This is a genomic window from Pseudomonas sp. ASL9, from assembly GCF_056680335.1.
The window spans coordinates 5,269,797-5,283,336 of record NZ_CM155277.1 but is presented as its reverse complement, the minus strand read 5'-3'; the positions used below and the strand labels follow the sequence as shown (position 1 = coordinate 5,283,336).

Sequence of the window (13,540 nt, the reverse complement as noted above, 5' to 3'; positions counted from 1 at the left end):
TCGGGCGCAAAACTGTGGGAGCAGGCTTGCCTGCGAAGAAGCCCGTGCGGTCTACGGAAATATCTGCGACTGATCCATTGTCTTCGCAGCGGGACGCTGAGTTGCAAGCCAGCTCTCACATCTATGGTTTACGTTATCCCTGTGAGAGCAGGCTTGCCTGCGAATGCGGTATATCAGGCAGTTGCCCATTGCACGTAACACACCACCACCGGCATCCCATGCTCGGCGCAGAAGTCCAGCCAGCGCAATTGGTTGTCCTGCAGGCGGTCGCCCGGCCCTTTGACTTCAATCATGCGATAGCGCTGCTCAGCCGGGTAAAACTGGATCAGGTCCGGCATACCCGTGCGATTGGCCTTGATGTCCAGCAGCAGGCGCCGAAACCAATGCCGCAGATGATCGGCGGGCAAACAGTGCAGCGCCTGGTCCAGCAGTTCCTCTGACAGGCTGCCCCAAAATACGAAGGGTGATTGCAGCCCGTGCTTGATTTTAAAGTGCTGGCGGATGGTGGTCTGGTACGCGTCCGAGTCCAACTGCTCCAGGCACTCATTGAACAGCCCAGCGCGGCGCTGATAGAAGTCCGGGCTGTACAGATCGCTGGGGCCCGTGTGGAACGGGTGAAAGAATGCCCCTGGCAACGGCGCAAAAATCGCTGGCCAGCACAGCAACCCGAACAATGAATTGATCAGCGCATTTTCGACGTAATGCACGGGCCCGTCCTCATCGGCCAGGTGCACCTGAATCAACTGTTCAACGCTGACATCCGGTGCGTGGCTCACCATCACATCCAGGCGACTCAAGGCTGTAACGCTAAGGCGGCGCTCCGTTGGCAAACCCAGCTTGCGCTGCAAGCGCGGCAGGATTCGCAACAGGTTTTGCACTTCGGCGTCATTTTCCGGTGCCGCCTGCGCGTCTTCGAGCAAGGCCATGGCTTGCGGGTATTGAGCGCTGCGCTCCAGGACCCGAATCCGTCGCAGTCGGGCACCTGGATAGTCACATTGACCATACACAGCCAACGCCAGCGACCAATCCTGCACCCGTTCGGCCTGCTGACCGATCTGAAACAACAGCTTGTCCCGGCGCATTTGCAGCCAAGGGTGGCGACTCTCGATAGCGACGGCCTGCTGTGCCAGCTCCCCCAGCGTCTCTCCTGCCTGCAGTGCCTCAAGCGCCTGACGACAGGCATGCAGCTGCAAGCAAGTGTCGATGTCCGAGCGCTCAGTTATGCCTCGGGAATCTAGAGAAAACTCGACCTTTTCGTAGCGATAGACACCCAGATCGGCCAGCACGAACTCGGACCATTCCTGATGCAGATTGCCGAAATACAACAGCCGCAGCCGCTCGCAAAGGGGCATGACCGTCAGGCCATACACCGCCTCATCGAAGGCGCCATACCACTGATCAATACCGCGAGGCTCCGGGTAATGTTCTTGCAGCCTCACCCGCATCTCGGTTTTTTTTGCAGCGCCTTTCAGCCCATGGGCCTTGAAGCACGTCACGAGCTCGGGCTTGCGCAACAACGCGAACAGTTCGTCCAGACTCAGGACTGGCCGAGGATCGACCCAACCTTTCTCCAGCAAGGGAATGACCGCTGACTGCACCGCGCCAATTTCGTCATAGCTCAGTTTGCTCGCACGGAACAACGTGCCCTTGCGCATGACCATGCGCACCAGCAAACCTTGAGCCGCTTTCGGCAGGCGGATGAAATCGGTAATGAACTGCCGCTCAGACGTGTCGAGCAGATCGTCATAACGTTCAACGATCCACTCCAGCACGTGCTGAAAGTTGTCGAGGTAATAAAAAGGATTATCGAGGGGTGCACTGTTCACGGGAGGGCTTATTGAAAAGAAGTTATAGGACACTGGTTATCCGTACAGATACCAGCGCACGCCCACACAGGCAAGCTAGAATCGACGCATGGCAAAATACAGGGCATCGACATGAACGAAAAACCAGCACCCCTCGTCTATCTGGCGGGCTTCGATGTCTTCAGGCCGGACGCCATCGAGCATGGCCGCTACCTCAAGGCGCTGTGTGCCGCCCACAGCATGGAAGGGTTGTATCCGTTCGACAATGAGGTCACACCAGGCTTGACGCCAGCGGCAACCGCACGCCTGATCTGCTCAATGAATATCGACATGCTCCACCGCTGCACGGCAGTACTCGCCAACCTGAATGTGTTTCGCGGCCTGGAGCCGGATTCCGGCACCGCGTTCGAAGTCGGCATGGCGGTGGCGCTGGGCAAGCCCGTATGGGCTTATTTCGGTCCGGTCGACTCGCTGCGCAGACTGGTGCCCCACGATGCTCAGGGGTTCGATGCCCAAGGGTTTGTTGTGGAAGACTTCGGCCTGCCACGCAACCTGATGCTCGCCTGCACATGGGCGGGATTCAGCGATACCGCCGAAGAGGGGGTGGTGGTTCTGGCGCGCTACCTGACAACCCTCAACTCAACGACGAAGAACCCACATCCCCGCTGATGGTGGAGTCGAGTTTTTCCGCATCTACGAATTCTTCCAGGCGCAGCTCTTCGAGGTCGAGGTCGCCTTCCGGGTCGGTTTCATCATCGGCGTCGGCATCATTCAGAGGTGATTGGTCACCGCCGAAGTGGTGGTCGGCGGCCTTTAAAAATGCAATAGGTATTGATTGCACAGAAGTGAGTCGCACAGCGTCTGTGTAAACATTCATCGAGTCTATCTCCCGTTCAGCATCCGAATTATTTGCGTGGTCTGCTCATGCCTGAATGACAGGCTAACTCACTCACACTTCGAAAATGAAGTGCTCAACCGATATTGGCTCACGCTGCATTGAAGAACCGCCCGCCACTGTCCCGGAGCATCTGGACCATGGCCTGCGCTGCGGGCGACAGGTAGCCACCGATCCGCAGAGTCAGGCCGATGGTGCGTTTCATCGTGGTTTGCTCCAGCGGCACCTCGCGCAAATGCTTCATGCCCGCACCGAACTCCAGCGTCTGCCGGGCAATGAAACTCAGCAAGCTGGTCTGGGCGATCAACCGGGGCAGCAACGAAATCGAGTTGGTTTCGATTTGCACTGAGGGCAGCGGCAACTGATTCGAACGAAAGGCTTCGTCCATCCATTGTCGCGAGGACACGCTGATCGGCGGCAATACCCACCGATAGTGACACAGGTCGCGCATCTGAAAAGAGGCCGAAAAGATCGGATGATTGTGGCTGGCGACCACCACGGCCTCGTCGTTCAGCACCGGGTAACTGACGAATTGTTCGTCGCTGGTGATCAGCGGACAGATGATCATGTCCAGTTGCCCGGAACGCAATGACTCACGCAGCAGGTCGTCCTGACCGATGACCAGCTTCAAGGTGATGTCGGGCGCCCGTTGCAGCAACGCAGCGGTCAGCTCCGGCAGCAGGTATTCGGCCATGGTCGCTGCGCAACCCAGTCGGATATTGCCCACGACCCCACTGGCAAAGTCACGCACTTCGCGCTGGGTCTCGGCGATGCTCTGCTGCAACTGCCTGCCTCGCGCCTGCAGCAACTCCCCGACCGGGGTCAACTTGATCCGCCGACCGTCGCGCTGGAACAGTTTGGTGCCGAAGGATTGTTCGAGCCGCTGAATGCTTTTGGTCAATGCCGGCTGGCTGCGATTGAGCTTTTGCGCGGCACGTCCCAGGTGCCCAAGCTCGGCAATCGTTTCGAAATAAGTGAGATCGCGAAGGTCCATATTGATCAACCAAAGTTATCGATTCATGACTATTAGAAAATAGACTTGATCGATTGAGCTGTCGATACTGCATGCGCTGCGTGGGCAAACATTCCACGAGGAAAGTCGATGCTTTGGAGAAACTCTTTGTCACGCGCTTCAGATCTATCGCTGCATACGCTGCCCCCGCTCGCCCAATGGCTCGGTTTGATTCTGCTGGCAGGCGCCTGCGGCCAATTGCTCAAGTTCTGTAAAGTCCCCGCTGCATTGTTTCTAGGCCCGATGCTGGTGGCGATTCTATTTGGCGTGTCCGGCGCATCGATCCGTGTGCATAAACAGGCCTTTCGCCTGGGCCAGGGTTTCGTCGGGATGCTGGTGGCGCATGCGATGACACTCTCCGTACTGACAACCGTTGCTCAGTCCTGGCATGTGATGCTGTTCGCCACGGTACTGACCGTGACGCTGAGTGCGCTGGTCGGGCTTGGGCTGGTGCGCTTTGCCGGCATCGAGGGCAGCACGGCGGCCTGGGGTACAGCACCGGGCGCGGCCTCGGCGATGGTTGCCATGTCCGAAGAGTACGGCGCAAATTCGCGGGTGGTCGCGACCATGCAATACGTGCGCGTGGTGTGCGTGGTGATGATCGGTGCACTGATCAGTCGTCTGCTCGGCGTAGAAAGCAGCGCTGCCGAGGTTCACAGCAGCGCCCTGGCGCTACAGGGCTCGGATGTACTCAACATCATCCTGAGCGTTGCAGCGATCGTGATGGGTGTGGTGCTGAGCACCCGTGTTCCGGCAGGTGCGTTGCTGGTACCGCTGCTGATCGGTGGCGCCCTGCAACTCAGCGGGCTGTTGCAGATAACCCTGCCCCACTGGCTGCTGGCATTCGCCTATGGCGCGATTGGTTGTTACATTGGCCTGCGCTTTGACCGCGCGACCATCCGCTATGTGTGGCGACACCTGCCAGCGATGATCTGCGGCTCGTTGTCGCTGATTTTCTTGTGTGCGCTGTCCGCCTGGTTGATCGCCAAGCTGATGGGCAAGGATTTTCTCTCGGTCTACCTCGCCACCAGCCCCGGCGGCCTGGATGCCATGGCAATCATCGCGGTCGATACTCACTCGGACGTCGGCTTCGTGCTCGCCATGCAGACCCTGCGCCTGCTTGGGGTGATCGCCACGGGAGGTTTTTTCGCCCGGCAGATCATCAGATTAACGGCGAAAATCGCCTGAGGTGTCGACCGAATTGAATCTCTCGCGCCGACCTGGATCAGACTGAACAGGGGCCTCAACCCAATCGTGTAAGCGCTGTGGCCAGACTTGGCGCTAGGGCCAATACCGGCAGTAAGGTCGCCTGATAGGCATGGTAAAGGTCCGGTTTGCCGGGCCAGATGTCCGCACTGGGCTGGTTGTGTGGGTTCAGTTCGTGACGCCAACTGCCGTGTTCGCGGTCGATGAAGAACGTTTCGTTGAACTCCCAAAACCGTCGATACCAGTCCTCGTACTGTTTTTCCCCTGTGCGCCGCAACAGTGCCGCAGCCGATGCGCAAGCCTCCGCGTGGGTCCAGTGCAGGCGATGACGCACCACCGGGCGATTTTTCCAGTCCAGTGTGTACACGATGCCCGGTGCGCCATCGACGTCCCAGCCATGGCGACAGGCGCCGGCAAACAGACGCTTGGCATCCTCCAGCAACCAGGGCGGCGTCGGCAGCTTCGCACGCTGACGTGCGGCCTCAAGGTGCAGCAGCAAGCGCGACCATTCAAACGCATGGCCCGGCGTAGTGCCAAAGGGCCGAAAACCGTCCGAAGGGTTGTCCTGGTTGTAATCGGGGAGCGGCTGCCATTGCAGGCTGAAATGCTCAACCACCTGAAAGTCATTGGCGGCTGCATGGGTATGGATCACCCGCTCGACGATGCTCAACGCGCGGTCCAGCCATTTGCTGTCGCCGGTGACATCGGCCAACGCCAGGAATGCCTCGGTGCCGTGCATGTTGCTGTTGGCGCCGCGATAGGCTTCTTCATCGCTCCAGTCACGGGCGAAGGACTCCCGCATCGCGCCTTCTTCAACGCTCCAGAACCGGGTTTCCAATACGCCGACTGCCTCGGCCAGCAACGCGTTCGCACCGGGTCGCCCCGCCACTACCGCCGAGCTGGCCGCCAGTGCGACGAATGCATGCAGGTAAGCCGCTTTGCCGGTGTCGGCACCCTCGCGCAACGGCGCCGCGAACCAACCACCTTGCTCGGCATCGCGCAACGGACCACTCAGCGCCGCGACCCCATGATCGACCAGCGCGGCGAAGCCTGGGATCCCGCGAATATGGGCAAGCGCAAAGCTGTGGGTCATGCGCGCCGTGTTCATGGTGTCGGCCTGGGCATGATCAGGTAGACGTCCCCGGTCATCCAGATTGCCGAAACCTTGCGGCAACTGCGCTGCCCTGGCAAAGGCCAGCAACCGATTGCCTTCCAGCGACAACCAGGCTGCATGCCCCGGGGCCTGCAACCAACTGCTGAAGCCGCGCTTCACCTCATCCATTTCTTGTTTTGCCTCTGTCGATGAGCAGGATCTGAAGGCCCGATCATGCTTGCCGACGTTGGCCGGGTACAAGGGTCGGTATGTCACGCAACGTCACATACCATCAGCTAGCGTCTCAGACCCGGAACCGCGTCACCACCTCATTCAACTCCGCAGCCAAGCGCGAAAGCTCATGGCTGGACGCGCTGATCTGATGGGCGCCCGTGGCGGATTGCATCGACAGGTCGCGGATATTGACGATGTTGCGATCAACTTCGCGGGCAACCTGCGCCTGCTCTTCCGCCGCACTGGCAATGACCATGTTGCGTTGGGAAATCTGGTTGATCGACTCGGTAATATCGGCCAACGACTCACCTGCGCCCTGAGCGAGTTGCAGGGTCGAACTGGCGCGATCACGGCTGGTGTGCATCGACACCAAAGCCTGCGCAGAACCGCTGCGCATGGCTGAGACCGTTTTGTCGATTTCCAGCGTCGACTGCTGAGTGCGATGAGCCAGTGCCCGAACTTCATCGGCGACCACCGCAAAACCACGACCGGATTCACCAGCACGTGCCGCTTCGATGGCGGCGTTCAAGGCCAGCAGGTTAGTCTGATCGGCAATCGAGCGGATCACATCAAGCACCTTGCCAATATCTTGAGACTGATCGGCCAGATGCTGCACCAACGTCGAGGTCGCCTGCACGTCCGTGGACAGTGACTGGATCGCCGCCACAGTGTCGACCACCCTTGCCTGCCCCGCCTTGGCTGAATCATTGGAGTGAGCGGACGCTTCGGACGTCGACACTGCATTGCGCGCCACCTCTTCCACGGCCGAGGTCATTTCATTGACCGCCGTGGCGGCTTGTTCGATCTCCGCATTCTGCTGCTGCAGGCCCCGGTTGCTGTTTGCCGTCACCGTATTGAGTTCGGTGGCTGCCGACGCCAGTTGCGTTGCCGAACTACCGATCTGGCGCAGGGTGGTGCGCAAATTGCCCTGCATCAGCGCCAGTGCTTGCAGCAAGCGCGTCACTTCATCGTTGCCGACGATGCGGATAATTTGGGTCAAATCACCCTTGGCCACGTGCTCGGCGGCGGTGACCGCGTCTTCCAGAGGACCAACAATACTTTTAGTCAGCAACAGCGCCAGGATGACGGTGCCCAAAGCAGCCGAAACCACAAAAACCAGCACAACGTTACGCGAATGATCGTATTGCGCCCCGGCGGTCACCCCCTCTTGATCGACATGCAGGGCATAAAAATCCCCCAGGTCGGCGAGTTGTTTACCGGAGCCGTCGACGATCTGCTTCATGTCCACCAGCAGCAGTTTGGTCAAGGCCTCTCGATTGTTTTGTTCGGCCAGGGTAAAGGACTGCGCGACACCTTTCTGGTAACCAGCCAGCGATACCTTGAACTGATCGTTCAGCACCCGTTCTTCAGGGGTGCGTATGAACGCGGCGAAGGTCTCGAGCTTTTTCGCCAGATCCTGATTGCGCACATCCATCTGGCTGCGGTATTGGCTGATATTCCTGGGGTCCGGGTCCAGGGCCATGCGCAGGGAAATAGTACGGATGCGCAGCATCAATTCACGGATATCGTTGACCACACGCATGCTGGGCATCCACGTGCTTTCGACTGCCACCTCACTCTGGCGAATCGCCGACATTTGTGCCAAAGCGAACCAGCCAAGCAATGCAACCAGCAGGGAAATCAAAGCAAAACCAAGACCCGCTCGACGGGCGATGGTCAAATTGCGTAGGTTCATGACCGTAAGCTCTTTTTATTGGGGGTAGAATGCACACGAGGTAAGTCATCGTACGACATGTAGGTCTATCGACTGTCGCCGAGGCATCTTTAGTCGGTTTTTGGAGAAATCCCAACATTTCCTGCAGGCGCTTTCGCCGATGGAAACGTTTCACCCGACGAACGTCCTCACGCAAAAGCCCCAATCTGCTTGTCTAGACGCTAAGTGTGCAGAAAAAGTGTTACACCGTCAGGTTGTTTCGAGGAGGGTTTTGCCATGCATCTGGAAGGTTCCTGCCATTGCGGCGCGGTGGAGTTCAGCCTAAACAGTGCTCATCCGTATCCCTATCAGCGCTGTTACTGCTCGATCTGCCGCAAGACTCAGGGCGGTGGCGGTTACTCGATCAACCTTGGCGGCGACGCACGCAGCCTTAAGGTCAACGGTCGCGAACATATCGCCATCTATTACGCGCGGATGAGACACGACCATCAGACGCATATCAGCAACGCCGAACGTCATTTCTGCAAGTTGTGCGGCAGCGCGTTGTGGTTGTTCAGCCCGGACTGGCCAACGCTGATTCACCCGTTCGCCTCGGCCATCGACACCCCGCTACCGACGCCACCGGAACACACGCACATACTGCTCGATTCAAAAGCATCCTGGGTGGAGGTCGATGCCGGGCCCGACGATAAGCAGTTCGACGGCTACCCGGAAGAATCCCTTGAGCAATGGCACGAGCGACTTGGTTTGAACCGCTGATGCTCAGGTCAATAAGGTCCGCTGCCCAAGCATTTCAAGAGAGGTTCTCTTAGCCATCGTTGAGCGCCAGTCCCCACCCACTACGATGGGCCGTCAGCCCGATAATCTGCGGATACGTGCGGAATAGCTGGCCCGAGGCTGGGGCATTGGCCAAGGTTTCCATGGGCACTTCATGGCGAGCGCTGGTGATGTAGAGGGTGTCTTTGTTCTTGCCGCCGAATGCCAGGTCAGTCGGACTGGGAACGGGCAGCCCAATCATCCGATCAAGACTGCCGTCTTCGCTGAAGCGGACCAGACTCCACCCGTCCCGCAGTGTGGTCCACACCCCGCCTTCACTGTCCAGCGCCAGGCCACTCAGTCGGCCGGAGCCCTTGGGCAAGGTCGCTAGGCGGCGTACTGCGCTGCTGCCCGGATGCAGGAGAAACAGGCTCCCGGAATCCGGGCCGACCGCGTACAACGCTTCGCCCTTCGCATCCCAGCAAAACGCACTGATGCGTTCCTGAAAGGTCCAGGGTGCACGCAGTTCGCCTTGGGCGGTCAGCTCGCCCAACTTGCAGCCGCCAGAGGTGATCACGCAGGCCCACAGGCTGCCGGAAGGATGGCTGCACAGCCCCAGCAGATTGTTGCCCAGCCAACCGTCCAGGGGATGTTCTTTGCCCTCGCGATCCAGCAGCAACCAACCATTGGCGTGACAGATCAGCAGCCCCTCGCGATGCAACTCCATGGCGCAGACCGGTGAATCTAGCCGGGCAAAAATACGCTCGCCTTGGGCATCCAGCACGCGAATGGCCGGAGCCAGTGTGTCGGCCCAATAAAGACATTGCTGGTCATCTGACCAACGCGGAAAAGCACCATTGAATGCCCAAGGGCAATCCACCAATTCCACTTCACTGTCGGCAATCCGTACTTGCGACTCGCTCAGCTGCGCGCCCACCCGGCGGGCCGCGTCGGTCAATTCCGGGCCCAGCAACTCAAGGCGTTCAAGGGTCAGTCGATAGGCAGGGCCCGCGACGCTCAGGGCACCCCGGACCTTGCCGGAATTGTCGCGAATGGCGGCCGCTACGCAGCGCACGCCCAAGACGATTTCTTCATCGTCTATGGCATAGCCCCGTGCCCGAGTGATGTGTAATTCGGTGTGCAGTCGACGACGGTCAGTGATAGTCAGCGGAGTCAATGGCGTGAACGTCAGACCCTTGATGAGTTCCTCGCGGCTGGCTTCATCCATCGCCGCCAAAATCGCCTTGCCCTGACCCGTGCAATAGACCGGCTTACTCTGGCCTAGTGCAGCAGCGGAACGTGTGGTGTGAGCACCGTCGCAACGCTCCAGAGACATGACTTGATTACCATCGAGTATGGCCAGGTAAGAGGTCTCCCCGGTCAAATCCCGCAAGGCCCGCAGTTCAAAACTGGCGGCGGCCACCAGGTCCGGCATCAGGTAGGCATTGCGCACCAGCTCCAGATAACGGAAGCCCAGCCGGTAGACCTTGCGCAGTGGATCACGACGAATCATTCCACGGTCCACCAGGCTGGCGATGATCCGGTACAGCGTCGTGCGCGGTAGCCCTACCCTGCTCGCCAGCTCGACTTGATTGAGCCCTTGGGGGGCAGAGCCAATGGCCTCGAGTACGTCCATGGCTTTTTCCAGAGCGCCGGTGCCGTCTGATGCAGTCATCACTAATTCCCATAATTTGGAACATCATCAAGCTTGCAGCATAAACCTGGTTTCCTCCGAGTCAATCCAGACTTAGGATCAGCCCATACCAACAAGCGACATCATTTGTTTGTCCCAAATTACGGGAATAGTCACCTGACTGAATAAACACCCGCTTCACACCGGGCCGCGCCGACCAGGAGAACAAGAATGACGAAAATCCACCAATACGCTGATGCCTACGACAATACGGCCAATCGCCATGTGACGGTCAGTGATGAAGTACTGGCCAAGCTGGCCTTGTGCAGCAGCGGTTCGTTGACCACCCAATTATTCAAACTGGGTTTCCGCCAACCGGCGCTGGTCGGCCTGCGCGCCATGAGCAAAAACATTAAGCCGTTCGCAGGTCGTGCTTTCACCATGCGCTTTATTCCGGCCCGCGAAGACATCGACACCTACGGCACCATGACCACCAAGCCGAACCACGACAACCTGCAATGGCAAGGCGTCGAGCAGGTTCAACCCGGTGATGTACTGGTGATCGACAGCCAGAACGATCCGCGTGCCGCCTCGGCCGGGAATATCCTGGTCACCCGCCTACTGGCCCGCGGTGCTCGCGCTATCGTCACGGACGGCGCCCTGCGTGATGGCAGTGAGATCGCTGCCCTGCCACTGCCGGCTTATGCCCGCGAGATCACCGCTACCACGCGGATTTCCTATCACCATGTCGCCGACTTGCAGGTGCCTATCGGTTGCGCCGGTGTCGCGGTGTACCCAGGCGATGTGATCGTTGGCGATGCAGATGGCCTGACCGTCGTCCCGGCGCACCTGGCCGAAGAACTGGCTGATTTCTGCATCGTCCAGGACGATCTGGAAGGCTATCTGGCCATGCGCATTGCCGCAGGTGAAGCGCTGTGGGGCGTGTACCCACCCAGCCCTGCCGCAGTATCCGACTATCACGCGTGGGTCGCCTCGGGTCGCCCGCTCATCCCGAGCATTATCGGCAAGGAGACGAATTGATGAGCGCGATCAACCAGGCCCAATATATTGCATTGATTCGTCGTTACTTCGCGGCCTGCAACGCAGGCGACCATGCGGCGCTGGTGTCCTGCTTCACCCCAGATGCGGTGCACTACTTTCCCGCCGGGCTGCCTGAAATCCCATGGCGCAGTGCCGACACCATCGCCGCCAAATGGGTCTGGTGTGTTGAGAACCTGGGCTCACAATGGACCATCGAAAAAATCCTGGTCAGCCACGACAGCCATGAAGCGGTGATCGAGTGGACTCACTGGAAAGGCAAGCTCGGCACCGCCCTGCGCGGGGACGAATGGTACGTGTTCGATGAACCGAGCGGCTTGATCAAGGAAATCCGGGCCTATTACGCCTCACCGGCGAACAAGGACGTCGCCATCAACGAACTGGTGGATTTTGACTACACCGGACGTGGTTACAACCTGGAACCCGAGAATGGGGGCTTGAAATGAGTACGCCGGATACCCTTCAAATCGATCAAGCCGTCACTCAAGCGGCGGCGGTGGCCAATGCGTGGGCCGAATCATCTGCCACGGTCCGTGCCGGGTTGCTACGTGGTTTGGCCATGGCACTGGAGCAACACCAACAGCCTCTGATTACGCTGGCCGATCAGGAAACCGGGTTGGGCATCGCTCGTCTGACCGGCGAGATCGCCCGTACCGCCTATCAACTGCGAGGCTTTGCCGATGAAGTCAACGTAGGCACAGCCTTTCAAACCGTCGACGATCAAGCCGTTGCTGGCCCACCTCCGGCCGGGCGCCCTCGTTTGACCCGGATCTCCCAGCCGTTGGGCCCGGTGGCGATGTTTTCAGCGAGTAACTTCCCGTTCGCGTTTTCGGTACTCGGCGGCGATACCGCGTCGGCCCTGGCGGCTGGTTGCCCGGTGGTGATCAAGGCTCACTCTGGTCACCCGCGCTTGTCCCGCGCCGTGCATGAAGTGGCACGGGGCGTATTGGCAGAACAGGGCCTGCCGAGCGGTTTGCTGGGTTTGGTCGAAGGCGCATCCCGCGCCGCTGGCGTGCATCTGGTAGCTCATCCCCAGATTGCAGCAGTGGCGTTTACCGGCTCTTATCAAGGCGGTACAGCGTTGTGGAAAGTGGCCAATGAACGCGCTCGGCCCATTCCATTTTTCGGCGAACTGGGTTCGATCAACCCCCTGCTCGCACTGCCGGCGATCCTCGAACGCGACGGTGAAAGCCTGGCGAAGACCTTGGCAGCGTCCATTACCATGGGCTGCGGTCAGTTCTGCACCAGCCCCGGTGTCATCGTATTGTTCGATCACCCGGCCAGTGAGCGTTTCATTCAACAGCTGAGCAGCGCGCTGCAGCCCATGACGACTCATCGGATGCTCACACCGAGCATGCGCCTCGGCTTCGATGAAGGGATTGCCCGTTTCGAGCACGCCAGCGCAGCGCGCTCACTGTTCCAGCCGCACGCCGACAACGACGGCCTCGCCCCGCGCCTGTTCGAGATCGATGCTCAAGCGTTTATCGACAACGCAGCGTTACGCGAAGAAGTCTTCGGCCCGGCAGCCGTGGTCGTTAGGGTTGAGTCGGTGGCGCAAGCCGTTTCGGTACTAGACGCCATTGGCGGAACGCTGACCGCCACGCTATGGGGGTTCGAACAGGCCACCGACGACACCCGCGCATTGCTGCGTGCGGCGCGAGGCATCGCCGGTCGCGTGCTGTTCAGCGGCGTGCCGACCGGTGTCGCAGTCACCCACGCACAACAGCATGGCGGCCCTTGGCCCGCTTCAACCCAGCCGCAATCGACGTCAGTCGGGTATGCCGCACTGCAACGTTTTCTCCGCCCATTAGCCTTGCAGGACGCGCCTGCCTGGGTGCTCGGCGGTAAGGAGCTTTGGCCATGATGAAACATATCGTGATGTTCCGCCGCCTGCCCGGCGTGGACAAACAACCGGAGCTGGAGAGCCATCTGGTCCAGTGGATGCGTGACGTGCGCAAGGACATCGACTTCGCCCGCAGCTGGAAGGTATCGGCCAACGAGTTGGACCGACCGATCTGCTGGGATTACGTGCTGGAGACCACCTTCGACGACGCCGACGCGGTCAATCGCTACCTGCCACACCCGGCGCATGTCGCACTGGTTACTGAATTGAAAAAGTACTTCGAATGGGTGGCCGTGGACTACACCGAAAGCAGCACTCAGGCCGCTTGA

At 59.5% G+C, this 13,540-nt stretch carries 13 protein-coding genes and 1 pseudogene; 7 read left to right on the top strand and 7 right to left on the bottom strand.

The features are described from left to right. Positions 1-173: 173 nt before the first annotated feature. A complete protein-coding gene (locus AC1ME2_RS24465; protein ID WP_480437539.1) occupies positions 174-1,826 on the bottom strand; it encodes a VRR-NUC domain-containing protein in 1,653 nt (550 codons plus the stop codon). Between the two features lie 111 nt (positions 1,827-1,937). Here AC1ME2_RS24465 and AC1ME2_RS24460 point away from each other — a divergent pair, with 111 nt between their 5' ends. Beyond that, positions 1,938-2,474 (top strand): nucleoside 2-deoxyribosyltransferase, encoded by a 537-nt coding sequence (locus AC1ME2_RS24460; RefSeq protein WP_480437538.1) that lies wholly within the window; start codon positions 1,938-1,940, stop codon positions 2,472-2,474. Here AC1ME2_RS24460 and AC1ME2_RS24455 read toward each other — a convergent pair. After that, the gene (locus AC1ME2_RS24455) at positions 2,440-2,682 is read right to left on the bottom strand and encodes a hypothetical protein (protein ID WP_480437536.1); all 243 of its coding nucleotides are present in this window, start codon (positions 2,680-2,682) and stop codon (positions 2,440-2,442) included. The two genes, AC1ME2_RS24460 and AC1ME2_RS24455, sit on opposite strands and share 35 nt — an antisense overlap. Before the next feature lie 109 nt (positions 2,683-2,791). Continuing rightward, the gene (locus tag AC1ME2_RS24450) at positions 2,792-3,694 is read right to left on the bottom strand and encodes a LysR substrate-binding domain-containing protein (protein WP_480437535.1); all 903 of its coding nucleotides are present in this window, start codon (positions 3,692-3,694) and stop codon (positions 2,792-2,794) included. A 126-nt stretch (positions 3,695-3,820) separates the two neighbouring features. Between AC1ME2_RS24450 and AC1ME2_RS24445 the strand changes: the two genes are divergently transcribed. Next, on the top strand, positions 3,821-4,900 hold the full coding sequence (locus AC1ME2_RS24445) for an AbrB family transcriptional regulator (protein WP_480437534.1): 1,080 nt from the start codon (positions 3,821-3,823) through the stop codon (positions 4,898-4,900). A 55-nt stretch (positions 4,901-4,955) separates the two neighbouring features. Here AC1ME2_RS24445 and AC1ME2_RS24440 read toward each other — a convergent pair whose 3' ends face one another. From AC1ME2_RS24440 to AC1ME2_RS24430, 3 genes and pseudogenes are all read right to left on the bottom strand, one after another. Further along, positions 4,956-6,200 carry a D-mannose isomerase gene (locus tag AC1ME2_RS24440; protein ID WP_480437533.1) on the bottom strand — a complete coding sequence of 415 codons (1,245 nt, stop codon included), beginning with the start codon at positions 6,198-6,200 and terminating at the stop codon, positions 4,956-4,958. A gap of 115 nt (positions 6,201-6,315) precedes the next feature. Beyond that, a complete protein-coding gene (locus AC1ME2_RS24435) occupies positions 6,316-7,179 on the bottom strand; it encodes a methyl-accepting chemotaxis protein (RefSeq protein ID WP_480442318.1) in 864 nt (287 codons plus the stop codon). Beyond that, positions 7,174-7,941 (bottom strand): annotated as a pseudogene (locus AC1ME2_RS24430) (MCP four helix bundle domain-containing protein); the annotation flags it as partial. The pseudogene AC1ME2_RS24430 and the gene AC1ME2_RS24435, both read right to left, overlap by 6 nt. Before the next feature lie 255 nt (positions 7,942-8,196). On the opposite strand from AC1ME2_RS24430, the gene AC1ME2_RS24425 reads away from it, so the two are divergent. Then, positions 8,197-8,679, top strand: coding sequence for a GFA family protein (locus tag AC1ME2_RS24425; protein ID WP_480437532.1), 483 nt, complete (start codon positions 8,197-8,199; stop codon positions 8,677-8,679). Positions 8,680-8,728: 49 nt separating this feature from the next. Here AC1ME2_RS24425 and AC1ME2_RS24420 read toward each other — a convergent pair whose 3' ends face one another. Continuing rightward, the gene (locus AC1ME2_RS24420) at positions 8,729-10,351 is read right to left on the bottom strand and encodes an IclR family transcriptional regulator domain-containing protein (RefSeq protein WP_480437530.1); all 1,623 of its coding nucleotides are present in this window, start codon (positions 10,349-10,351) and stop codon (positions 8,729-8,731) included. A 189-nt stretch (positions 10,352-10,540) separates the two neighbouring features. Here AC1ME2_RS24420 and AC1ME2_RS24415 point away from each other — a divergent pair, with 189 nt between their 5' ends. From AC1ME2_RS24415 to AC1ME2_RS24400, 4 genes are read left to right on the top strand one after another with little or no spacing between them, the layout of a single operon-like run. Then, positions 10,541-11,350 carry an RraA family protein gene (locus tag AC1ME2_RS24415; protein WP_480437529.1) on the top strand — a complete coding sequence of 270 codons (810 nt, stop codon included), beginning with the start codon at positions 10,541-10,543 and terminating at the stop codon, positions 11,348-11,350. Continuing rightward, entirely contained in the window at positions 11,350-11,814 is a 465-nt protein-coding gene (locus tag AC1ME2_RS24410) for a nuclear transport factor 2 family protein (RefSeq protein WP_480437527.1), read from the top strand. The genes AC1ME2_RS24415 and AC1ME2_RS24410 overlap by 1 nt, the downstream gene beginning before the upstream one ends. Then, the gene (locus AC1ME2_RS24405) at positions 11,811-13,232 is read left to right on the top strand and encodes an aldehyde dehydrogenase (NADP(+)) (RefSeq protein ID WP_480437525.1); all 1,422 of its coding nucleotides are present in this window, start codon (positions 11,811-11,813) and stop codon (positions 13,230-13,232) included. The genes AC1ME2_RS24410 and AC1ME2_RS24405 overlap by 4 nt, the downstream gene beginning before the upstream one ends. Then, positions 13,229-13,540: a Dabb family protein gene (locus AC1ME2_RS24400; RefSeq protein ID WP_480437524.1), complete on the top strand. Its 312-nt coding sequence runs from the start codon at positions 13,229-13,231 to the stop codon at positions 13,538-13,540. Before AC1ME2_RS24405 ends, AC1ME2_RS24400 begins: the two co-directional genes overlap by 4 nt.